The organism is Micromonospora vinacea, assembly GCF_015751785.1.
In the GTDB taxonomy this organism is placed as follows: domain Bacteria; phylum Actinomycetota; class Actinomycetes; order Mycobacteriales; family Micromonosporaceae; genus Micromonospora; species Micromonospora vinacea.
Window position 1 is genome coordinate 6574863 of sequence record NZ_JADOTY010000001.1, and the last position, 23373, is coordinate 6598235.

The window sequence follows — 23373 nt, forward strand, 5'->3', positions numbered from 1 at the left end:
GCGCGACGACCCACCCGCACCGGAGGGTAAGGACTGGCGGTCGCGCGATCCCTGTCACGCAGCGCAACCTTGGGAGTTACATGCACGGTGAGCTCCAGCGAATCGTCGACGCCGTCGCCGCCCGGGTGGGGCGACCCGCCCTCATCGAGGACCGGCGACAGCGGGTGGTCGCCTACAGCGAGCACGACGGCCCGATGGACGACGTCCGCCGCACGTCGATCCTGCGCAGGCAGACGACGCCGGAGGTGATCGCCTGGTTCCGGGGCATGGGCGTGCTCACCGCCCACGCGCCGGTCCGCACCCCCGCGTGCGCCGAGCTGGACCTGCTGGCAAGGGTCTGCGTGCCGATCCGACACGACGACCTGCTGCTCGGATTCGTCTGGTTCATCGACGCGGACGGTTCGATGACCGACGCCGACATCGCCACCGCGACCGGTCCCTTCACCGACCTGTCGCTGGCGCTGTACCGGGAGAACCTGCTCGGCGAGCTCGCCTCCCAGCGGGAGACCGAGGCCACCCGCACCCTACTGGTGGAGAGCAGGCAGGCACGCGAGCACGCGGCGCGGGCGCTGCTGGAGGAGGGCGTCGTGGTCGCCGACGGGTCGACCGTCGCGCTCGTCGCCCAGCTCGTGCCGGCCGGCGGGCGACAGCCCGACGAGGTGGCCCGGATCGCCCTGGAACAGGCCCTGGTCACCACCCGTCGGTGGATCGGAGTACGGGAGACACTGCACCTGGTCTGGCACGACCACGGGGTGCTGCTGGTCTGCGGCGACCGGATCGCCGGCCGACCCTCGCCGGAAGCCTCCGCCGGGCACCTCAACGAGGCGCTGGGCACCGCGACCCGCGGTCTGGCGTCGGTGGATCGGACGGTTACCGGGATCGGGCAGCCCCGCGCCGGGCTGTCCAGCGCGGTCGAGTCCTACCAGGAGGCCGCGCAGGCCGCCCGGGTCGGTACCCAACTGCCCGCGCTGGGCCAGGTCGTCTCCTGGGCGGGCCTGGGCATCTACCGGGTTCTGTCCCAACTGGACAGCCAGCACCTCGACGTCGCGGGCGTCCATCCCGGGCTGGAGCGGCTGCTGCGCGACGACGCCCACCAGGTGCTGCTGGAGACCCTGGAGGCCTACCTCGACCTGGCGGGCAACGCACACGCCACCGCCGAGAAGCTCCGGTTGCACCGGACGACCCTCTACTACCGGCTGCAACGGGTGGAGCAGCTCGCCGGGACCGACCTCAAGGACGGCAACGAGCGGCTGTGTCTGCACCTGGCCATGAAGCTCGGTCGGCTCAGCGGCGACTACCGCACGCCGTGACGACGCGCGGCTGGAACGCTCCTCGTCACACGAGGCGGGTCATCCAGCCGTACGGGTCGGCGGCACGGCCGTACTGGATGTCGAGCAGATGGCGGCGCAGCCGCATGGTCACCGAGTCCTCGGCGCCGGCCTTCGGGGCCGTCACCTCGCCGCCCTCCCAGACCAGGCGACCGACCGGGGTGACCACCGCGCCGGTGCCACACGCGAACACCTCGGTGATCGCGCCGGACGCCACGCCCTCCTGCCATTCCCGGATCTCCACCGGGCGTTCCTCGACCTCCAGACCCAGATCCTTGGCAAGGATGAGGATCGACCCCCGGGTGACACCTTCAAGGATCGTGCCGAGTTCCGGGGTGATGATCCGGCCGTCAGCCGTGATGAAGTAGACGTTCATGCCGCCGAGCTCCTCCACGTAGCGGCCCTCGGCGGCGTCCAGGAAACAGACCTGCTCACAGCCGTGCTCGGCGGCCTCGACCATCGGCGCCAGGCTGGAGGCGTAGTTGCCGCCGCACTTCGCCTCGCCAGTGCCGCCCCGCGCCGCCCGGGTGTACTCAGTGGAGAGCCAGATGGAGACCGGTTTGACACCACCGGAGAAGTACGCCCCGACCGGGCATGCGATCACCATGTAGGTGATCTCCTTCGCCGGGCGAACGCCCAGGAACGGCTCGGACGCGAACATGAACGGCCGCAGATAGACGCTGTGTTCATCCTCTTCGGGCACCCAGGCCTGATCGGCGCGGACCAGGCCCTCGACCGAGGCCATGAAGTCCGGCACCGGCAGTTCGGGCAGCGCCAGCCGCCGGGCGGACCGGGCGAAGCGCTCGCCGTTGGCTTCCGGCCGGAAGGACCAGATCGACCCGTCACGGTGCCGGTACGCCTTCATCCCCTCGAAGATCTCCTGGGCGTAGTGCAGCACGGCCGCCGCCGGGTGCATGAGGATCGGCCCGAAGGGGATGATCTCGGAATCCTGCCAGCCGCCGTCCGGCTTCCACACGGCCCGTGCCATGTGGTCGGTGAAGTACGTGCCGAACCCCGGATTCGCCATGATCTCGGCTCGCCGCTCCGCGCTCGCCGGGCTCGGATTCTGGTGCAACGGGAACGACAGGCGCATGGCCGGGTCCTCTCAATGGCCGCATCCCTGGGCGCTCAGGTCAACCGAGGACGAACACGCAGGGGAGTTTGTCGGATGACAGGTGCAGAATACCGACAGTAGTGTCGCCGATCGTGGACAGACTGCGGCGACCCCGAGGGACGGTGCGGCCGGAAGCCGGGCTGACGAGCGGATCGCCGACGTGCCCGTGTCGACCGAGCTTGAGGTGATCGGTGGTCCGCTTCGAGTTTGAGCTTCGACCCCTGACCGAGATGCCGCCTTGGGGAGGCGACCGCCCGAGCCTGCATTGGTTCGGGTTGACCAGCGGTTGGTACTGGATAAGGGTCCAGGACGGCGAGTTCCTGCGCTACACCGACGCGGCTGTCGGCGTCTGGAACCTTGAGCGGCCATACCCCGACTATTACGTCGCGCGGCTGTGGGAAGACCTGATCGTCCTGCGCTGGGCGCTGCAAGCGCCGGTACCGGAGGATTTGATTCCGTTTGTCGATGGGACGTTTCTGCCACGGGAGTTCCCCGACCGAGACGACTACGGCGACGACGTGGACGCCGCGTTCGACATTCAGAGCGACTACGCCCTCGACCTGGGTTACCTGAGGAACGCGCCAGACCTGAAGTGCTGGCGGCATGCCGTTGACGGCTCGGACGTGGTGACGCTGAGCCAGCAGATTCCGCCCTGGACGCGGGGTGCGTTCGAGGGTCCCGATCGGCTGGACGTCACCATGCCGGCCGCAGAGGTCCTCGCAGCGATTGACGACTTCGATCGGCGGCTCGTTGCGGCGATGGAGGTTCGAGTCGCTGGCCTGGAGCACAGCGGGCCGCCTTCAGACGTGGATCTGGATCTCCAGCAGCTGCGGGTGGAGCACGCGCAGCGCAGCGACTGGCTCCAGCAGCGTCTGGCTTCACGTCGCGATGTCGATTGGACGAAGATACGTCTCGGTGCCGCTGAGCTTGCCTCGTGGCCACCGGCGTCCTAGCGCAGCGCGCAGTCGCTGATGCCCGGCAGGCTCATGTCGCGCCTCTGCCCGCACCTCGCCCACAGGCGGGGCGGTTATCCCTCAGCGGTGGGTCGGCTGTGCACCACCAACTCGTCGATCTCCAACCGACCGACGCGCAGCTCCCGCACGACCGCCCGGCGGATCGCCAGCCGCCCGATGGCCAGCGCCCCGACTGCCACAGCCCCGACGGCCACTGCCCCCACGGCGAGCGCGCCGAACGAGGCCGCCCCCGCAGCCCGCGCGCCCGTCGCCGCCGCTCCCGTCGCCACCGCGCCGTTGGCGCGCGCCCCGGTCAACCGCATCAGGCGTACCTCTCGCTTCATTCCCCCATTGTCCGCGTACCGCCGGCCGCCCGCTCCCCGGATATCCCGTATGTCACCCCGCCCTCTTCTTCTCGCCCCTAACGCGGGCTCCGGTCTACCTGGGGGTCAGCTGCTGAGTCAGCCGATCCAGGCCGCCCTTGATCAGCTGGCCGTACTGGTCGTCGCCGAGCGCGCCGATGCCCGCCTGTGCACGGTGGAGGTATTCGCGGGCAAATCCGCGTGAACAGGTCGCGGGCAGCCGCAGGCTGGCCCTGATGATGATGGAGTTGCACACCTTCGTTGATCCGGGCGAGCGTCACATCGAAGGTCAACGGTTGCTGCTGTACAGCTTCATCTCGCGACGAGGGCATGGACATACGTGGTGGACCTCCGCTAACTGACGGCGCGCTCCGTCATCCGGTGAGAATTGCGCCGCTCACCCGCGCTCGCTGTCCACCGCCGGGTCCGCGGCGGTTCCCGGGAAGTGTTCCGCGAACGTGCGGTACACCGGTGTTCCCGGCAGGTTGTCGCGGATGGCGAACACCACGTGGTCGAAGCGATCGACCTCCCGCAGCGCGTCGGCGAAGGTCTCGGCGACCGTAGCGGGATCGTTGCGGAACACGCCGCATCCCCACGCGCCCAACACCAACGTCCGCTGTCCGTGCGCGGCCGCGACCTCCAGCACGCGGCGGGCACGCCGGGCCAGCACCGCCGGTACGTCCGCAACGTGTTCGGGCTGGTTGCGGAGGATCGCGCCCAGGTTCGGCGCCGCAGCGGTCAGGAACGACGTCGTGTACGGCTGGTCGAGCAGATTGCCCTTGTCGTCCCGGAACACCGGCACGTCCGGGGAGAAGATGACGCGGTCGCTGTACCGCAGGTCCCGCTGTTCACGGTGGAACGCATAGAACTCCGGGGCGGCAAGGAGACACGGGTACAGCGCCGAGGAGCGGGCGACGCTTTCCTCCTGCGCCTTCGCCCCGCCCAAGAATCCCCCACCCGGGTTCTTTGCCGAGGCGAACACCAGGCAGGCCGCTCCGGGCGCCAGTCGACGGGCTGCCTGCAACGTCGACTCGTTCGTCACCTCCACCCTGCCTTCGCCGGGCTCCGCGTTGTCCGCCCCGGGTTCCTCGTCTGGCAGGTGGAGATGCGTGCCGGCGACTGCGGCACGGACCATCTCGCCGATGCCGACCTCGTCACCGGCGCCATTGCGATAGCGACCCGAATCAGCGATGGCGACCGTCTGCCGGGCGATCTCGCGAAGACGACCGCTCATCGGACGTACTCGTCTGCGTTACGACCCTCGTGCTCCACGATGAGCACGCTAGGCAGTCCCGCCCCGACCGACAACCGGGTTGGTGCTCTCCGTCACCTGAGAAGATCGTTATGGCTGCGCAGTTCTCGGGCACGCCTGCGGCTGGCGTCGATGATGTCGGGGCGGAGCAGGTGACCGAAGCCGGCGCGGTCGAGGCGTTGGACCAGTGCATCCCGGTCGGTACCGAGTGTGGTGGCGGTGGCGTCGCGCAGAGCCCTTGCATGAGCATCCCGCGACGCGGGTCACGTGAGGGTACTTGTGTCCGAGCAGCGAAAAGCGAGATCATCACGCATGCTCGACCCCTCGCCTGAGGACGACCGGACTTCACCAACCGTTTCCACGCCGCACTTCGTGGGTCGTGACCGGGAGATGGCGGCGCTTCGGGGCGCCCTGGCCCGGCCACCGGCGATCGTGCTGGTCGAGGGCGAGGCGGGGATCGGGAAGAGCCGCCTGCTGCGGGAGTGGCTGGCCGCACCGGACCAGCGCACCGCCCTGGTGTCGGTGTGCCCACCGCTTCGCGAGTCGCTGACGTTGGGGCCGATCGTCGACGCGTTCCGTGGGATCGACCGCCCGGTGTCGCGATTGCGGCTCACCGAGCTCGCGGGTGCGTTACGGCCCCTGTTCCCGGAGTGGTCCTCGGACCTGCCACCCGCGTTGCCGCCGCTGGACGATGCGAAGGCGGCCCGGCATCGCCTGTTCCGCGCCCTGGACGAGCTGCTTCGGGCTCTGCGTGTCGACGTTCTCGTGCTCGAGGACGCTCACTGGGCCGACGAGGTGACCCTGGAGTTCCTGCTGTTCGTCACCTCCCGACAGCAGGCGCACGGGCCCAGCCTCGTGGTCTCCTATCGGCCGGAGGAGGTGGACGACGGGTCGCTGTTGCTGCGGCTGACGTCCCGGTTGCCTGCCGGCGTGACCCAGCTGAGGATCGCCCTGGCGCCCATGCGACCCGACGACACGGCAGCGCTGGTGTCCTCGATGCTGGACGGCAACGCGATCTCACAGGAGTTCACGACGTTCATGCACGAGCGGACCGGTGGCGTTCCGCTGGCCGTGGAGGAGTCGGTCCGCCTCATGTGCGACCGCGCCGACCTCGTCTTCCGCGACGGACAGTGGGTTCGGCTGAAGCTGCGCGAGCTACAGGTGCCGCCGACGGTGCGCGACTCCACCCGGGAGCGGGTGGGCCGCCTGTCGCCGATCGCACAGCAGGTGTTGCGAGCCGCGGCGACGTTGGCTCAGCGGTCGTCGGTGGCCACGATCGCGATGACCGCCGGTCTGTCACCAGCTGCCTGCCGAGGCGCTGTCGCGGAGGCGGCCACCGCCGGTGTCCTGGACGGAGACGACCGCGACCGGTGGCGGTTCCGGCACGTGCTGGCGGCCACGGCCGTCTACGAGGCGATTCCGTTGACCGACCGCAGACACTTCCACCTGCTGGCCGGCCGGGCCCTGGAGCACAGCCATCCACCGCCGGTGGCACGTCTTGCCCGCCACTTCCGCGAGGCCGGCGATACGCAGTCCTGGGCGCGGTACGCCGAGCAGAGCGCCGAGCTGGCCATGGCTTCGGGTGACCACACCAAGGCGGTCGACCTGCTGGTCGATCTGATGTCGTGGGCAGTGCTGCCGCCGGTGGACCGGGCACGGGTCGCGCGCATCGCCGGAGTTGCCGCCCTGGGCCGTCGGGAACAGGTCGACGAGGTCTACCACCGCGTGATCCGTACCCTGCGCTCGGTGCTGGAGACCCCCGGTCTCTCCGCCCGTCAGCAGGCCGAGATCCGCAACCCTCTCGGTCGGCTCCTGATCACCGGGGGTGAGGCGCAGGCAGCACTCAGCGAGTTGGAGCAGGCGGTGGCCAACCTCGACCATGACCCGGTCGAGGCGGCTCGGGCGATGACCTATCTCGGCTGGGCCTATGCGGGGCCGTGGCCGGCGTCGACCCATCGGCGTTGGCTGGATCGCGCCGCCGACCTCACCGCCGGATTCGATTCCCCCGCCGAGCGGCTCAATCTGGCCGGCAACCGGGCCGCGGCGTTGCTCATGCTCGGTGAGGAGGAGGCCTGGGACGTCGTCGCTGAGCTGCCCACCGACGGCGCGACCGCGGCGGAGCGTCTCGACGTGGCCCGCATCCACGCGAATATCGGGACCGGCGCACTGATCTGGGGCCGGTACGCCGACGCGGAGGAACACCTCGCCGTGGCGATGCGCCTCGCCGAGGCCGAGCAGGCGTCCCGGTTGCACCACAACGTCCGACTCGAACAGGCCAATCTGGCGTGGCTCACCGGTCGGTGGGAGGGCCTCGCGGAGCGGAGCGCGGCACTCGCCGATGCCGACCGAGACCGGCCGGCGCACTACCTCGGCAGCATTCGCCTGGCTGCCCGGCTGGCAGCCGCAGCCGGACGGCGGCGCGCCGCGGAGGAGCAGTTCCGGTTGGTCCTCGAGGAGTCTGCCCGTCTCGGCGCAGCCGACGACACGATGGAGGCCGCCGCTGCGCTGGCCAGGCTGTGGCTGACCGACGGCAACAGCGGTCGGGCGCTGCAGATCACGGACGAGCCGATGGACACCGTCCGGAGAAAGGGCATCTGGGTCTGGGCGACGGACCTCGTTCCGGCCCGGATCGAGGCGCACCTCGCCGCGGGCGACCTGAAGGCCGCGACACGCCTGGGCGACCAGTTCGGCAGAGGGCTGCGTGGCCGTACGGCGCCTGCGCCTCGCGCGGCGCTCACCGTGTGCCGTGCCCTGCTGCTCGCGGCCGTCGGAGACCACGCCCGCGCGGCGACGGCATTCGATCGGGCGGCGCGCGCCTGGAGCGCGTTGCCGCGCCCCTACGATGCTCTGCTCGCCCGTGAACGTCAGGCCGAGGCGCTCATCGCGCAAGGCCGGGTCGACCAGGGCCGAGAGCTGCTGGCCGCACAGTACGAGCAGCTGTTCAGGCTTGGCGCCCGCGGCGACGCGGACCGGGTCGCGCAGCGGCTGCGTGAACACGGCGCCGAGGTCCCGCGACTGTGGCGCGGCGGCCGACGCGGGTACGGCGACCAGCTCTCACCTCGCGAACTCGACGTGGTCCAACTGGTCGTCGCCGGAAAGACGAACCGGGAGATCAGCCGGATCCTGGCCAAGTCGCCGGCCACAGTGGATCAGCAGCTGCGTGCGGCGATGCGCAAGCTGAAGGTGAGCTCCCGGACCGCGCTCGCGGTCAAAGCAGTGGAGGCCGGAGTGTTCGCCGAAGAGGACTCCCTCGACGACGCGTCGTGAAAATTGACGTATCCGCTGGATAGCAACGGTCACCCTTCGCGCCGAGCATGACTCCATGATTCATAGCCATCGGGCAATGCATGCCTGAGCGACCTGTCTCGCGTGACGACTCCGTCATCGAGCACCAGCCACCTCTCGAGCTGTCCCGCGAGTCGCACGACAGCGCCCGCGACGCCTCCGACGCCCACGACGCCGACGGTGCCGACGACCACAAGAACCACGACCCCTACCAACCCCTGTAGGTCGAAGGATTCTCATGAGACTCAAAGCCCTCGCGGCAACGCTTGCCGCAGCGGTCGGCCTGAGCCTGATCCAGGCACCACCGGCGTCCGCCGCTGAGCCGGATCCCGGCTCGGCCGCCAAGAAGATCGCGTCGCCCCTGAAGGACCGCTTCCGTACGTCTCCGGCTTCCGACTTCTGGATCACCTTCGAGACCAGAGCCGACCTCGGGCCAGCGAAGAAGCTCGCCGACTGGACGGCTCGTGGTCAGTTCGTCTACGACGCGCTGACCGCGGCGGCGAAGGACTCCCTGGCATCGGTCTCCAGCGACCTCGACCGGGCGGGCGTCAAGTACACCTCCTACCCGATCGCCAACGCCGTGCTCGTCAAGGGGGGCACCGAGAAGCTCGCCCTCGACGTGGCCACGAAGGTGCAGGTCGCCGAGATCCACGCGACGCCGCAGGTCGCGCTGGTCGAGCCCGTCGACGAGAAGGTTCCCACTGACCAGGCGGCCCGCCCCGCCGCCCCGAAGGCCACCGCCGAGGCAGGCACCGTCTCGTGGGGTCTGGACGCCATCCACGCCCCGCAGGCATGGGCCATGGGCGCCACCGGCGCGGGCATCACCGTGTCCAACCTCGACTCGGGCGTCCAGTTCGACCACCCGGCCCTGGCGCACCAGTACCGCGGCACGAAGCCCGACGGCACCGTCGACCACAACTACAACTGGATGGGCACCCGGGGCACCTGCACGGGCGCACCGTGCGACGACAACGGACACGGCACGCACACCATGGGCACCATGGTCGGCGACGACGGCACCAACCACGTCGGCGTCGCCCCGGACGCGCAGTGGATCGCGACGAACGGCTGCTGTGAGAGCACCGGCGTCGAGTCGCTGCTGCGATCCGGCTGGTGGCTGCTCGCCCCGACCGACGTCCAGGGGAACAACCCCGACCCGTCCAAGCGCCCCCACGTCATCAACAACTCGTGGGGCCAGAACGTCGAGCACAACTTCGACGACTTCTTCCAGGCCATCGACGAGGCCTGGAGTGCCGCGGGCATCTTCAGCGTCTGGTCGTCGGGCAACACCACGCCGTACGCGGCCTGCGACACCGTCTCCTCGCCCGGCTCCGCCGAGAGCGCCTACTCCGTCGGCGCGTACCGGCCGGACGGCACGCTCGCGTTGTTCTCCCGCAAGGGCGAGGGTGAAGGTGGCCGGATCAAGCCCGAGATCTCCGCTCCGGGCGACGGCGTCCGTTCGTCCTACCCGGGCGGCAGCTACGTCGAGATGTCCGGCACCTCGATGGCGGCACCCCACGTCGCCGGCGCGGTCGCGGCGCTGTGGAGCTACGACCCGACCCTCATCGGGCAGGTCGAGGAAACCCGCCGCCTGCTCGGCGAGTCGGCCGTCGACGTCGACGACACCGAGTGCGGCGGCACCGCCGAGGTCAACAACAAGTACGGCGAGGGCCGGCTCGACCTCGTCCGCCTGCTCGAGCTGGCACCCCGCAAGGGCGGCACCCTCACCGGTGTCGTCACCGCCGACGGCGCCCCGGTCCCCGCTGCCGAGGTGACGATCAGCGGGCCGTTCAGCCGGTCGATCGGAACCGACAAGGACGGCCGGTTCACCACGAACCTCCCGGTCGGTGACTACCAGCTCAGCACCAAGGTCTTCGGCTACCTGACCTCAAGCGCCAACGTCACGATCACCCTCGGCCAGGACACCTCCGTCAAGCTGCCGCTCACGGCCGCCGTGAAGCACGACATCAGCGGCAGGGTCGTCGACGACAAGAAGCGCCCCGTCCCGAACGCCGACGTCTCCGTCAAGGACACGCCGCTGAAGCCGGTACGCACGGATGCCAACGGCGCGTTCACGATCACCGCTGTCCCCGAGGGCGGGTACACGCTTGGCGTCAAGCCCAACGCCTGCTTCTCCCCCACCACAGTGCCGCTGACCGTCGGCGCGCAGAACGAGTCGCGCGAGTACCCCGTCGGGCTCGTCGTCGACGAGGGCGGCTACAGCTGTGCCGTCTCCGACGGCGAATACCTGCGCGGCACCGACCCGGTCGCGTTCAGCAGTGGCGTGTGGGCGACGGTGAAGCTGCCGTTCCCGATCGCGCTCTACAACGGCAGCCACGACACCCTCGGCATCGGCCTGCGCGGCGTGATCGCCCCGGACGGCGCCACCGGACCCGGCTATGGCGGTGCCGGTATCTTCCCCTTCTACGTCGAGACCCCCGTCGAGTTCGCTCCCGGCGGCGGCGTCTTCACGGCGGCCACCAAGGTCAACGGTGAGGACGCGTTCGTCATCGAGTACCGCAAGGCCAAGCTCTGGGCCTACCCGACCCGGACGGAATACACGGAGCCGGTCAACTTCTCGGCCACGCTCACCCGCTCGGGCACGATGATCTTCGGGTACGGCGACGGCGTCGGGACCGACGACCCGGTGACCGCCGGCGCGCACGCCGTGACCGGCATCCAGGGCTGGGCCGGCGTCGACGGCATCCGGTTCTCCGACAAGGCCCCGGTGCTGCGCGACGGGATGATCGTCACCTACGACATGCCTGACTTCGGGTACCTGGACGCGACAGTCGTCGACCAGAACGACGGGCTACCGGTCGCCGGGGCCAAGGTCTCCTTCACCAACAAGTCCGGGCTCGTCGAGGCCGTCACGACCAACGGAACGGGCATCGTGCATCGCCAGCTTCCGGTCGGCGACTACACGATGACTGTCGACGCGCCGAACTACACGACCGCGGCGTACCCCTTCTCCCTGGACAAGCTCTACGCGAGCGCCAAGATCGACGCGCGCCTGACCACGGGTGCCGCCGGCCTGAAGGCCGACGGCCTCGATGCGCTGCTGGGTACCGACCAGAACGGCGTGGGCTCTCTGACGCTGACCAACAACGGTTCCGCCCCACTCACGTACGACCTTGGCGAGGCCGCCCGCCACCCCGAACTCGACGCCGCCGACGCCACCACGCGCACCGGCACGGGTGCGGCCAGCACGATCGACCTCGCCGCGTGGAAGGCCGGTGCGAGCGGCATGAAGCCGTCGAGCGTCGACGGCAAGGCCGCGACGGCATCCGCCGCGGAGGCACAGGCGGCTGGCAAGGTCGGTCCGACCTCCGGCGGTGACGTCATCACCCGGATCGCCATCCCGGGCAAGATCGAGGACAAGGAGCCGTCCGGCGTCGGGTACGACGGCGACGTCTGGGTCCACGACTACAACGCCCGGACCAACACCGCCTGGACGGTGGCGGGCAAGCCGACCGGGAAGGTCTTCGACGCGTCGTGGAACCCGGCGTACCGGGCGTTCGACATGGCGCTCGACACCAAGACCGGTGACATGTGCCAGATGGAGGACAGCCCGGCCAGCTACATCCACTGCTTCGACAGGCAGACCGGGAAGGAGACCCGGCAGATCAAGGGTGACTGGTCCACGCTGCAACTGACCGGCCTCGCCTACAACCCGACCGAGGACGTGTTCTACGTCGGCGGCCGGCGGAACGGCATGATCGGCACCGTCGCCGGGACGTCGCACGACAACCCGGGTGCGCTGCTGTCCTTCTGCGCCCCGCCGCTGCCCGAGGTGATGGGCCTGGCCTACAACCAGGCGTCCGACACCATCTGGTACACCGACCTCACCTCCAACCGGCCCACCCGCCTGCTGCAGGTCGACCCCGACGACTGCTCGCTGGTGAACGCGTGGTGGTTCCCCGGCCAGAAGGCCGGCCAGGGCGGCGGCCTCGAAACCGACTCGACCGGTGCGCTGTGGGCGGCGGACCAGATCGCCGACGACGTCGTGCTTGTCGACGTCGAGGACGACCTGCTCACCGACCTGCCGTGGCTGTCGCTCTCCTCGACCGGCGGCACCCTCGCCCCTGGTCAGTCGACGACAGTCAAGGTCTCGATCTCCTCGAAGGACGCCAAGCCCGGGGTTCTCGGCGCGAACATCGTGGTGAGGTCCGACTCCGGACGCCAGTCCAAGACCTACGTCCCGGTGACGCTCACGACCACGAAGTACCAGGTCGGCGTCAACGCCGGCAGCGCAAAGTTCACCGACGCCTCCGGCTACACCTGGCTCGCCGACCAGGCCGCCGGTAAGAAGGCGTGGGGCTACGAGGGGAAGACCAAGGTCACCGCCACGAAGGCCGGAATCGAAGGCACGACTGACGATGCCCTGTTCCAGTCGCAGCGCACCACTCCGGACAAGCAGTTGTTCTACCGCTTCCCGGACGCGCCCAAGGGCACCTACGCGATCGATTTCGGCTTCGCCGAGATCGAGAAGGTGGCCAAGGGCAAGCGGGTGTTCGATGTCCTCGTGGACGGCACGCTGACCGACTACGCGTACGACCCGGCCGCGGCTGTGGGGCCGAACGTCGCCGACTGGCGCACCGCCGTCGTGAAGCACGAGGGCGGTCCGCTGTCCGTGGAGCTACGGGGCTCGAAGGGCCTGAAGGCCCCGACCATCGCCGCGTTGCGGGTGACGCTCGACCCGCGCGCGGACGAGGCGGAGCCGGAGCCTCAGCCAGAGGAGCCGGAGCCGGGCCCCGTGCCGGTGGCCCCCGCCGGTCGCTCGTACTCCATGAAGGTGACCGACGGGCTCTACCGCCAGGGCACGCAGGAGTCCGGGTGGCACGGCGACGACCTCTGCGGCCCTCTGTGGTTCGACTCCAGCTTCCTGGCTCCGTTCTACGACACGGCCTGGGACGGGGTGTGCGTGACGACGAACGGCACGCTGACCTTCGACCGCGCCAGCACGCTGGGCAACAACACGGCACTGCCGTCGTCGTACCCGATCGACGCGATCTATCCGCTCTGGGACGACCTCATCGTCGACGACGAGGCGGGCATCTACTTCGGCACGACCGAGGTGGACGGGCTGGCGGCGCAGGTCATCGAGTGGCGCAACATCGCCTTCTACAGTGACCGGACCGCTCGCGTGAGCTTCTCGGTCACCCTGGTCGCGGACGGACGGATCCAGATCGGGTACGGCGACGGCGTCGGCGGCGACAACCCCCTCACCAAGGGCTCGTCGGCGACGGTCGGCGTGGAGAGCCTGAACCGCAACCCCGCGAGTCAGTACTCCTTCAACCAGCCCGTCCTGAAGGCCGGCATGGGCCTGGAGTACACCCTCCCGGCCGCCGGCACGATCGAGGGCACTGTCACCGACAAAAACGACGGCAAGCCGATCGAGGGCGCGATCATCACGCTCAAGGGGCCGGCCGGTGAACGGGTCATCACCGCCGACGCCAAGGGCCGCTGGAAGGCTCAGGCGCTGGTCGGCGAGAACACCGTGCAGGTCGAGTCGCCGAACTACGTCACCGCCAGCCAGCCGGTGACCATCGCCAAGAAGGATCAGGCCGAGGTGGTCGACGCGGCGTTGACCACGGGCGTCGCCACCGTCACCGGAGGTGACTTCGACTGGCTCCTCGACAAGGGCCAGACGGCGACGGGCGACGTGACAGTGACCAACAGCGGTTCCGCCCCGCTGGAGGTGCGGGTCAGCGAGCAGAAGCGCGCCAGCGACGGTGGGCACGAAGCCGCCGACCTTTCCTGGCTGACCCTCACGGGCCCGGCCGCAACCGGCACTGTCACGCTCGCGGCCGGCGAGTCCACCACTGTCACGGCGACGGCGAACAACGCCGGCGTCGAGCCGGGCGTGCTCGTCGGGGACGTGCTGGTGGCGTCGAACGCCGGCAAGGGCGAGACCCAGCTCAAGCCGGTCCGCCTGGCGACCTCGGCCTACTGGAAGGGCGTCGACGTGGGCGGGTCCGGGTACGTCGATGCCGACGGCTTCTTCTGGGCGCCCGACCAGGGGCTCAGCTCGCGGCAGTGGGGCTACGTCGGCGGCAAGGCGCATGCCACCAAGGCCGACATCGCCGGCACCGAGGACGACGCGCTGTTCCGCACCCAGCGGAGCGGCCAGACGTTCAGCTACGTGTTCAAGAACGCCCCCGCCGGGACGTACCGGATCGGCCTCGACTTCGCCGAGATCGAGAAGGTCAAGGCCGGTAAGCGTGCCTTCGATGTCCTGGCCGACGGCAAGGTCGTGCTCTACGACCACGACGTGCAGGCGAAGGTGGGCGCGCTGACCGCGGACCTGAACGCGGTCACGGTCGAGCACGCCGGTGGCGATCTGAAGATCGAGCTTCGCCGCGACAAGGGCGAGAGCGACCCGATCCTCAACGCCCTGAAGGTCCAGCAGGACCCGCGCCTCTGAGCTGGAGAACCAGTTTCACCAGCAGTGGTCAGAGCCTCCTCGGCAAGCTTCGCCGGGGAGGCTCTGACCACTACTACCCACGGTTGGTTGCCGACAGTCGCCACATCAGCGTACTCTGGACGATATGGTCCAGTTAACTTACGCCGGAGTGCGGCCGTGCGGCCACAACTCAAGGCGGGGCGCATGGCAGTGATCACCCGCGGTTTCGGTGGCCGCAGACGCGACGACGCCGATCTCCCACCCGGCCAGTACCGCACGGACGACTTCCCGGTACTGTCGGCGGGACCGACACCGCGCATCGACCTCGACGAGTGGGAGCTCGCCGTCGTCACCGAGACCGGTGAGCGAAGCACGTGGTCGTGGGCGGAGTTCACCGCCCTTCCTGCCGACGAGCCGACCGTGGACATCCATTGCGTCACACGCTGGTCGAAGTTCGGCACGAGCTGGCGAGGCGTCTCCGTGGACACGTTGCTGGCCGACGTCGAGACCACTGCCGAGTACGTGGTCGCCCACTCCTACGGCGGCTACACCACGAACATCCCGCTCGAGGGCCTTCTCGACGGCCAGGCCTGGGTGGCGTACGAGTTTGACGGCGAGCCGCTGGCTCCTGTGCACGGCGGGCCAGCTCGCCTCCTCGTTCCTCACCTGTACTTCTGGAAGAGCGCGAAATGGCTGCGCGCTCTGGAACTGCGTCTCGACGACGAGCCCGGGTTCTGGGAGACGGCCGGCTACCACAACGACGGTGACCCATGGCGCGAGCAGCGGTACCTGGAGGACTGACCTGGCAGCCGGCGACCGTCGCCGCCACGCGCGCGGAGACTGCGACGGCGCGGACCCTGGTCCTCGACGTCGACGGCTGGACAGGTCACGTACCGGGCCAGCACGTCGACGTCCGGTTGTCGGCTCCCGACGGGTACATGGCGCACCGCAGCTACTCGATCTCGTCCGCCCCGGGGCCCGACCGGCTCGAGGTGACCGTCCAGGCGGTGATTGACGGCGAGGTCTCGCCGCACCTCGTCGAGGTTGCGGAGCCGGGTGACCACCTCGAGATCCGTGGACCGCTCGGCGGCTGGTTCGTGCGCCGACCCGCCGACCCGCGCCCGGCGTTGCTGATCGGCGGCGGATCCGGCGTGGCGCCCCTGATGTCGATGGTGCGTGCGGCGACGACTCCCACCAGGCTGCTCTACTCGACCCGGTCCCCGTCGGATGCACTGTTCACGGCGGATCTTGCGACTGCACAAGCCACAGGCGATACTCCCGTCGCCGTCACCCACGTCTATACCAGGGTTGTGCCGTCCGGCTGGCCGGCCCCACCTCGACGACTGGACGCGGACATCCTTGCCCGCGTCGCCTGGCCCCGCGATGCCGACGTTGTCGCGTTCGTCTGCGGGCCCACCGGATTCGTCGAAACCGTGGCCGACCTTCTCGTCGACATCGGTTACAACCCCTCGAACATCCGCACCGAACGTTTCGGACCCACTGGAGGATGACCGTGCCGACCACCGACGTCGGAGCAGACGATCGACCCTGGGTGGACGGTAACGCCCTCGCCGGACCGCTCGGTGAGATCATCGGGGCTGACCTCACCGTTGCCGAGCTCACCTGCGCCGGCTGCCGGATGACCCGTCCGCTGGCCGCGATGCGCGTGTTCGACCGAGCGCCGGGCCTCGTCGCCCGATGTCCCGGCTGCGAGAACGTCGTCATGCGCCTGGTGCGCACGGCCGATCGGGCCCTGGTCGATCTGCGTGGGTCGCTCGTCGTCAGCATCCCGCTGCCGATCACCTGAACATCGAGGAATCCGCACAATCGCGGCGGAGTGATCTGAGGAGAAATTGGTGAACAACACCGGAGACATGATCACGTTGACCAGCGCCGAGCAGGACTCGGGTGGCTCGAACCTGTCGGTAGCCACCCCGCCCGGCGCGGAAGACTTCGTCATCACCAACAACGGCGCGAGCGGCATCTACGAGGCTGCGATCGGGGGCCGGACAGCCGCAGGGCTGGTCTACAGCAAGGTCGGAAGCCGCGTCATCCTGTCGGCGACATCCGTGTTCCCCGAGTTCCGGGGGAAGGGAGTAGCGAGCAGGCTCATCGCCGGCGTCCTCGACGAGCTGCGCATGCAGGGGAAGACCGCTACCGTGACGTGTCCGTTCGCGGCAGCATTCGTCAGCGCTCATCTGGAGTATGCCGACGTGCTGGACCCGGCATCCCCTCGGTCGCACCCCACCGAGCGGGGGCATTGAACACGCGCGTCGTCGCGCCCGGCTTCCCCGGCGGCTGCGGGCTGCGAACGCGTGGGCACGTCCGCAGCTCCGCCGGCGAGATCGCGGTGTTACGTTCCGAGGGCCAGTTGCCGCCGACCATGCCGTCGGCGGTGATCCCCGAGGACAGCGGAACCGGTAGCCGCCCCCGAATCCTTACGAGCGAGCGCGGATGATCGTCTTTCCGGTGATCCGCTCGGTCGGGTTGAGAGCGGCGACGGCGTCGTCGAGGCCCGCGACGTTGCCGATGTTCGTCCGGAGTCGCCCGTCTCGTACCCGTTGGACGATTTCAACCAGTTGGCCGCGATCAGACGTCACGACGAAATCGATCGTCAGGGCGTCCACGGGCCGCACCTCGGGCGGCCCGACGACGGACACGAGCGTTCCTCCGGCTCGAATCAGGCCTGTCGACCGTTTCCCGATGTCGCCGCCGATGACGTCAAAAACCAGATCAACTCCACCGACGTCTTCGAGGACGTCGTTCTCGAGGTCGACGAACTCCTGCGCGCCGAAGTCGAACGCCTTCTGTCGGTCGGCAGCGCGTCCGGTGCCGATGACGTAAGCGCCGAACTCACGTGCGAGCTGCGTCACCATCGAACCGACTGCGCCGGCCGCGCCGTGCACGAGGACGCTCTGCCCCGCCCGAAGGCGGCCGTGCTCGAACAGTCCCTGCCACGCGGTCAGACCAGAGATCGGCAGGCTCGCGCCCACCGTGAAGTCGACGTCGCCGGGCAGCGGTGCGAGGTTGCGCGCCTCGACGGCCACATACTCCGCCAGGGTGCCGTCGCGGGTCCAGTCCGTGAGGCCGAAGACCCGCTGTCCCACCGACAGTCCCGTCGTGCCATAGCCGAGTGCGCTTACCACTCCGGCCAGCTCGTGCCCGGGTATCGACGGAGTCCGGTCACGGCCGAGGCGATCTGTCCAGGTCGAGGGCCATGCCATCTCGGTCGGGACGAACCCCGCCGCATGAACCTGGACAACGACGTCGTTGATGGCCGGTTCCGGCTCAGGCCGCTCCACCAGCGTCATCCCGGCCGTTCCCGCAGCCTCGTCCGTCACCACGATCGCCTTCATCAGATACCTCCTTGCATCCGGTCCTCGCCGCACTGCCACGAGGAGCACAACTCCGTTCCCAGCATTGGCGGCGCCAAGCCTCGGCGCCGTGCCACACCACGCTGACCGGCAGCGGCTGCGGCGCGAGGTTGTCGCCGAGTGGCGGGGACGTCTGCCGAACTCAAAGCCGGCGGGCAGGTCGGGCAGCGCATCGCTACCGGAGGCATCCCGTCGGAGATCCCGAAGCTAGTTGCGGCGAAACTGGTCTGTCAAGTCCGCTATTGAGTCAGGCGGTCACGGCTGAGGTCAGGATAAATCCCAGCTCAACATCAGTGAAAGGTGATCTTCCGTCTCTGCCGCAGATTTCGCCCTGGACTCTGGGGTCCATTCAAGGCAACGGCTGCGGGAATATGGCCAACCCGGGGATTGTCTGTACTTACGTGTCCAGGTGCACCCCGCCTGGCTCCGCAGCTGTGCGTCGCAAGGCCATGAAGGGAGAGCTGTGCACCAGCACACCCAGTACCGCAAGAACCCGGAGGCCGTTTCGCGGCTCAACCCGGAGCAGTACCGCGTGACCCAGCAGGACGGCACCGAGCGACCGTTCGCCAACGCCTACTGGGACAACCATGAGCCCGGCATCTACGTCGACGTCGTGTCCGGCGAGCCGCTGTTCGCATCTGTCGACAAGTACGACAGCAACTCCGGCTGGCCGAGCTTCACCCAGCCGATCGCCAGGACGAACGTCGTCGAGCGCGAAGACTCCAGCCACGGAATGATCCGGACCGAGGCCCGCTCGTTGCACGGGAACAGCCACCTCGGCCACGTCTTCAACGACGGTCCCTCCGAGAAGGGCGGACTGCGCTACTGCATCAACTCGGCGTCGCTGCGGTTCATCCACCTCGACGACCTGGCGAACGCAGGGTACGGCGAATACCGCGCCCTGTTCACGAGTGACACCAACACCAGCACGACGACAGGCAAGGAGACGATGTGAACACCGAAAAGGCGATTCTGGCCGGCGGCTGCTTCTGGGGCATGGAGGAGTTGTTCCGCCGCCAGCCCGGCGTCGTGTCCACGCGCGTCGGGTACAGCGGCGGCGACGTCCCGAACGCCACCTACCGCAACCACGGCACCCACGCGGAGTCCATCGAGGTCGTCTACGACACCGACCAGACCGACTTCCGTGCGCTGCTCGAGTTCTTCTTCCAGATCCACGACCCGTCGACGAAGAACCGCCAGGGTAACGACATCGGCATGAGCTACCGCTCGGCGATCTTCTACACCAACGACGAGCAGAAGCGGGTCGCCGAGGACACGATCGCCGATGTCGACGCCTCGGGCTTGTGGCCTGGCACGGTCGTCACCGAGGTCACCGCGGCAGGCGACTTCTGGGAAGCCGAGCCTGAGCACCAGAACTACCTGCAGACCTACCCCGACGGATACACCTGCCACTTCCCCCGCCCGGGGTGGAAGCTTCCGAAGCGGCCGACGGCCTGACACCTCCGGCGCGCGGACCCGGGTCCGCGCGCCGGTCCGGGCCGAAGTGATCGGCCCGGACGAGGAGTCCGCCAGATCGGTTCGGGCTCTAGCCGGAGTGCCGCTCACGAGGCATCGCCCAACAACAGCAGGAACCTCTTTCCAGCAGGACCAAATAGTCCATTAGGACTTCCCCGAAAGATGGTCTGACGAGCTGTAGCACGCTCATCGAGCGGACACGACACCTATGGACTCCAAGGTCCCATTCTCCCTGGATTATCTGGTGCGCTGGATACACTTGACAGATGAGCGACGAGCAGGTGGCTGCGCCGACAAATAGGCGGAGGATCAGTCAACGGGGCATCGCGACCCGCGAACGAATCCTCGAGGCCGCGAACCGGCTGATGCTCGTACGCGGAGTGAACGCGACGACCCTTGACGACATCCGCGAGGCAAGCCAGACGAGCAAGTCTCAGCTCTACCACCACTTCGCCGACAAGCAGGAACTTGTGCGCGCCTTGGTCAAGTATCGAGGCGCGCTTGTGCTTCAGCGTGAGCGTGCAGGGCTCGAACGACTGAGATCATTCTCAGGGCTGGTCCGATGGCGTAACGCGCTGGTCCAGGCCAACTCGCTGAACAACGGCAAATACGGGTGCGGCCTCGGGTCGATGGCTCTTGAGCTGTCCGACCAAGATGAGCAGGCTCGATCGTCGCTGTCGGAGACGTTCGCTGCATGGGAAAAGCTGATCAGTGACGGTCTGCACCGGATGCGGGACAGCGGTCTACTGCGCCAGGACGCCGACCCGGAGAAGTTGGCCACGGGGTTGATGGCCGCATTGCAGGGCGGCTACCTGCTGGCGAACGCCGCGCACGACGTCGCACCCATGGGAGTCGCGCTGGACATGGCACTGGAACACATCAAATCGTTCCTCGTGCAGCCGTCCGGTGAGCCGACCCCTTAACTGGGGCACCCCGACCTCCGTAACCACCACCAGCGGGATCGATCCCGGCGGCGACCCTGGATCCCATCCGGCAGGCCCTCCGCCAACGCAGGATCAACAGACCTTCTGGTCCATTATCGGGCCTGGTGTTGATCGAGCCATCCGGGGCAATGCTGACCCCTCGCCGCTGTCAGTGCAGCTTGATACACCACGCCGTCCAGATTCGCCCAGCACCCAACCCTGGGAGCGAACGGGCGATTGGACTAACTAGTCCGCTGAGGCTAACCTCCGAAGGCACCCGGCCATGAGGTGATACGCCTGGCCACGGCCCCCTGCTCCGGCTCCGGCTCCGGCTGCTGCTGGCTGCGTATCCCTGGACCCTCACCACTGGATCTACAGGAAGGCACGGCTGATGGAAACCACTCATGATCATGTCGTCGCATCGGCCCGAGTTGTCCTTCCGGCCACCGAGCGTCGGCGCACGGACATGACTACCCGCGGCTTCACGTTCGTCGCCGATGAACCACACAACGGCGCACTCGGGGACGGCCCGACGCCGACGGAGTACCTGTTGATGGCGCTCGCGTCGTGCACTGCTCAGACGCTGCGGCAGTATGTCGACTACAAGTACGACACCGCCGGCGATATCACCGTCGAAATCGACTACCACGAACCCGAGCAGGAAGGCGCAGAGCGCTACCTGCAGCGCACGATCACGCTCAGCGAGGAGCCCGACCCCGACGACCTGAAGGTGATGCACGACATTGCCGAGAGGTCCCCGGTGACCCTGCTGATTCAGTTCGCGTGGAGCGTGCGGACCGCGTTCGTCGGGCCGCGCTGAGAACAGGCCGTCTGCTGCTCGGCGCTCTCTCGGCAGCCGACGGCCGCCAGGGCGGCGCGATCAGTACTGAACCGGACGCCTGGTGCTGCTGAGTGGCGACCAGCAGCGCCAGGTCGGGGGGTCGCGTGCGCCACGTGGTCTAGCTATCCGTGCTGGCGCGGCCGGCACGTCGGAAGGTGACGTGTGACCGAAACCAAGACCGGCCGAACGATCCGGAAGCGGAACCTGGCGTCACCGCTGCGAGCATTCTTGCGAATCGAGTCCGGCAGCGCCGGCGTGCTCGTGGCCGCCATCGTCGCCGCACTGTTCTGGGCCAACATCGACGTCGGCTCCTACGAAGCCGTATGGCGCACCCAGTTGTCCCTTCGCCTCGGGCACCTCGAACTCTCCCGCGACCTGCAAACCTGGATCAACAGTGGCTTGATGACGCTGTTCTTCCTTGTCGTCGGCCTTGAGGCGCGGCGCGAGTTCGACCTCGGTGACCTCCGCGACCGGCGACGTTTCGTGCTGCCCAGCGTGGCCGGCCTGATTGGCATGCTGATCCCGGTACTGATCTTCCTGGGGATCAACCACGGCGGGCCGGGCGCGCATGGTTGGGGCGTGGCTATGTCGACCGACACGGCCCTCGCGCTGGGTCTGCTGGCCCTGCTCGGCCGAGGTGTGCCCGACCGGGTCCGGATCTTCCTGCTCACCGTGTTCGTGGTCGACGATTTGGTCGCACTCATCGTCATCGCCCTGGTCTACAGCGAGGACATCAGGGTGCTGCCCATCGTGGTGGCCGGGGCGGCATTCGCGGTCATGTTGGCCATCGGCGCAGGCGGCGTCCGACGCGGCTGGGCGTACGTGCCGGTCGCCGTCGTGATGTGGGGCGCGCTGCTGGTCAGCGGAGTCGACCCTGTGGTGACCGGCTTGGCCATCGGATTGACCGCGTTTGCCTACTCTCCCGGCCGATCTGACCTCGAAAAAGTCACCGGGCTGTTCCGGTCATTCCGTGAGCAGCCGACGCCCACGCTCGCGCGTACGGCTTCGATCGGCCTGGCGAACACCCTATCGCCCAACGACCGCCTTCAGCGCATCTACCACCCATGGTCCAGCTACGTCATCGTGCCGCTGTTCGGCCTGGCCAACGCCGGGATCAGCATCGACGGTCCGTTCCTGGCCCAGGCGTTCGCGTCGCCTGTCACCTGGGGCGTGCTGCTCGGGTATGTCGTCGGCAAGCCGCTCGCCGTGATCGGCACCTCGGCCGGGCTCACCTGGCTCTCCCACGGGCGTATCCGTCCGGCCGTGGGCTGGGCGGGTGTGCTCGGCAGCGGCACGATCGCCGGTGTCAGCTTCACGGTGTCACTGCTGGTCGCCAGCCTGGCCTTCACCGGCGACCAACTGGCCGAGGCCAAAGTCGGGGTGCTCAGCGCCGCGATCGTATCCTCAGCACTGACGTGGATCGCGTTCCGCGCCACCAACACGTTGCCTCAGGACAAGCGCATCCGGGCGCTCTTCGGCCACATGACGGAGCTGATCGACCTCACCCCGGCGGTCGACGAGAAGCAGGACCACGTCCGCGGCCCAGCCGATGCGTCGGTAACGCTGGTGCAGTACGGCGACTTCCAGTGCCCGTACTGCGGGAAGGCCGAACCGGTCATCCGGCAGCTGCTGGGCGACGCCGACCTGCGCTTCGTGTGGCGTCACCTGCCTCTGTCAGACGTGCATCCGCACGCCCGACTCGCAGCCGAGGCCACCGAAGCAGCCGCCGCTCAGGGAAAATTCTGGCAGATGCATGACCTGTTGCTCGACCACCAGGGCGAACTGGACATCACCGCTCTGATCAAGTACGCCGACGACCTCGGTCTGGATCAGAAACGGTTCCACGACGATCTGACCAGCCATGCCCACGCCGCCCGCATCGACAGTGACATCGAGTCCGCCGACAACAGCGGAGTGTCCGGCACCCCGACGTTCTTCATCAACGGCCGCCGCCACTACGGCGCCTACGACATCACGGCCTTGACCGCGGCCATTCGTATGGCCCGGGCCCGGGCCCGCGCCCGCCTCGGCCGCGACGCGCCATCGATTCGTAGTTAGA

General features: G+C 68.5%; 19 protein-coding genes. 14 read left to right on the plus strand and 5 right to left on the minus strand.

Translation table 11 applies throughout. The features are described 5' to 3' along the window. Positions 1-80: 80 nt before the first annotated feature. Positions 81-1310, plus strand: coding sequence for a PucR family transcriptional regulator (locus tag IW249_RS30760; RefSeq protein ID WP_196923986.1), 1230 nt, complete (start codon positions 81-83; stop codon positions 1308-1310). A 25-nt stretch (positions 1311-1335) separates the two neighbouring features. Here IW249_RS30760 and IW249_RS30765 read toward each other — a convergent pair whose 3' ends face one another. Beyond that, positions 1336-2421 carry a branched-chain amino acid aminotransferase gene (locus IW249_RS30765; protein ID WP_196923987.1) on the minus strand — a complete coding sequence of 362 codons (1086 nt, stop codon included), beginning with the start codon at positions 2419-2421 and terminating at the stop codon, positions 1336-1338. Between the two features lie 212 nt (positions 2422-2633). Here IW249_RS30765 and IW249_RS30770 point away from each other — a divergent pair, with 212 nt between their 5' ends. Continuing rightward, the gene (locus tag IW249_RS30770; RefSeq protein WP_196923988.1) at positions 2634-3395 is read left to right on the plus strand and encodes a DUF5984 family protein; all 762 of its coding nucleotides are present in this window, start codon (positions 2634-2636) and stop codon (positions 3393-3395) included. Between the two features lie 74 nt (positions 3396-3469). Here the strand turns inward: IW249_RS30770 and IW249_RS30775 are convergent, their stop codons facing one another. From IW249_RS30775 to IW249_RS30785, 3 genes are all read right to left on the minus strand, one after another. Continuing rightward, on the minus strand, positions 3470-3739 hold the full coding sequence (locus IW249_RS30775; RefSeq protein ID WP_196923989.1) for a hypothetical protein: 270 nt from the start codon (positions 3737-3739) through the stop codon (positions 3470-3472). Positions 3740-3833: 94 nt separating this feature from the next. Continuing rightward, entirely contained in the window at positions 3834-4013 is a 180-nt protein-coding gene (locus IW249_RS30780) for a hypothetical protein (protein ID WP_231392723.1), read from the minus strand. A gap of 141 nt (positions 4014-4154) precedes the next feature. Next, on the minus strand, positions 4155-4991 hold the full coding sequence (locus IW249_RS30785; RefSeq protein WP_196923990.1) for a TIGR02452 family protein: 837 nt from the start codon (positions 4989-4991) through the stop codon (positions 4155-4157). 390 nt (positions 4992-5381) lie between these two features. On the opposite strand from IW249_RS30785, the gene IW249_RS30790 reads away from it, so the two are divergent. The 7 genes from IW249_RS30790 to IW249_RS30820 all read left to right on the plus strand — a co-directional run bounded on the left by IW249_RS30790 (position 5382) and on the right by IW249_RS30820 (position 16964). Further along, positions 5382-8276, plus strand: coding sequence for an ATP-binding protein (locus tag IW249_RS30790; protein WP_307788762.1), 2895 nt, complete (start codon positions 5382-5384; stop codon positions 8274-8276). 80 nt (positions 8277-8356) lie between these two features. Then, positions 8357-8518, plus strand: a complete 162-nt coding sequence (locus tag IW249_RS30795; protein WP_196923992.1) for a hypothetical protein — start codon at positions 8357-8359, stop codon at positions 8516-8518. Between the two features lie 14 nt (positions 8519-8532). Further along, positions 8533-14721 carry a S8 family serine peptidase gene (locus tag IW249_RS30800; RefSeq protein ID WP_196923993.1) on the plus strand — a complete coding sequence of 2063 codons (6189 nt, stop codon included), beginning with the start codon at positions 8533-8535 and terminating at the stop codon, positions 14719-14721. Positions 14722-14904: 183 nt separating this feature from the next. Then, positions 14905-15501 (plus strand): sulfite oxidase-like oxidoreductase, encoded by a 597-nt coding sequence (locus tag IW249_RS30805; RefSeq protein ID WP_196923994.1) that lies wholly within the window; start codon positions 14905-14907, stop codon positions 15499-15501. After that, positions 15471-16211: an FAD-binding oxidoreductase gene (locus tag IW249_RS30810; protein ID WP_196923995.1), complete on the plus strand. Its 741-nt coding sequence runs from the start codon at positions 15471-15473 to the stop codon at positions 16209-16211. The genes IW249_RS30805 and IW249_RS30810 overlap by 31 nt, the downstream gene beginning before the upstream one ends. Continuing rightward, positions 16208-16507: a DUF6510 family protein gene (locus IW249_RS30815; protein WP_196923996.1), complete on the plus strand. Its 300-nt coding sequence runs from the start codon at positions 16208-16210 to the stop codon at positions 16505-16507. The genes IW249_RS30810 and IW249_RS30815 overlap by 4 nt, the downstream gene beginning before the upstream one ends. A 49-nt stretch (positions 16508-16556) precedes the next feature. Continuing rightward, the gene (locus tag IW249_RS30820) at positions 16557-16964 is read left to right on the plus strand and encodes a GNAT family N-acetyltransferase (RefSeq protein WP_196923997.1); all 408 of its coding nucleotides are present in this window, start codon (positions 16557-16559) and stop codon (positions 16962-16964) included. Positions 16965-17138: 174 nt separating this feature from the next. On the opposite strand, the gene IW249_RS30825 is transcribed toward IW249_RS30820, so the two are convergent. Then, positions 17139-18056, minus strand: coding sequence for an NADP-dependent oxidoreductase (locus tag IW249_RS30825; RefSeq protein WP_196923998.1), 918 nt, complete (start codon positions 18054-18056; stop codon positions 17139-17141). Between the two features lie 481 nt (positions 18057-18537). Here IW249_RS30825 and msrB point away from each other — a divergent pair, with 481 nt between their 5' ends. The 5 genes from msrB (at position 18538) to IW249_RS30850 (ending at position 23372) form a co-directional block, all read left to right on the plus strand. Next, positions 18538-19029, plus strand: coding sequence for a peptide-methionine (R)-S-oxide reductase MsrB (gene msrB, locus IW249_RS30830; RefSeq protein WP_196923999.1), 492 nt, complete (start codon positions 18538-18540; stop codon positions 19027-19029). Then, positions 19026-19532 carry a peptide-methionine (S)-S-oxide reductase MsrA gene (msrA, locus tag IW249_RS30835; protein WP_196924000.1) on the plus strand — a complete coding sequence of 169 codons (507 nt, stop codon included), beginning with the start codon at positions 19026-19028 and terminating at the stop codon, positions 19530-19532. The genes msrB and msrA overlap by 4 nt, the downstream gene beginning before the upstream one ends. Positions 19533-19816: 284 nt before the next feature. After that, the gene (locus IW249_RS30840) at positions 19817-20473 is read left to right on the plus strand and encodes a TetR/AcrR family transcriptional regulator (protein ID WP_196924001.1); all 657 of its coding nucleotides are present in this window, start codon (positions 19817-19819) and stop codon (positions 20471-20473) included. Between the two features lie 391 nt (positions 20474-20864). After that, complete coding sequence (locus tag IW249_RS30845; RefSeq protein WP_196924002.1) at positions 20865-21293, plus strand: OsmC family protein; 429 nt, start codon at positions 20865-20867, stop codon at positions 21291-21293. 183 nt (positions 21294-21476) lie between these two features. Then, positions 21477-23372 (plus strand): Na+/H+ antiporter NhaA, encoded by a 1896-nt coding sequence (locus tag IW249_RS30850; RefSeq protein WP_196924003.1) that lies wholly within the window; start codon positions 21477-21479, stop codon positions 23370-23372. Position 23373 lies beyond the last annotated feature (1 nt).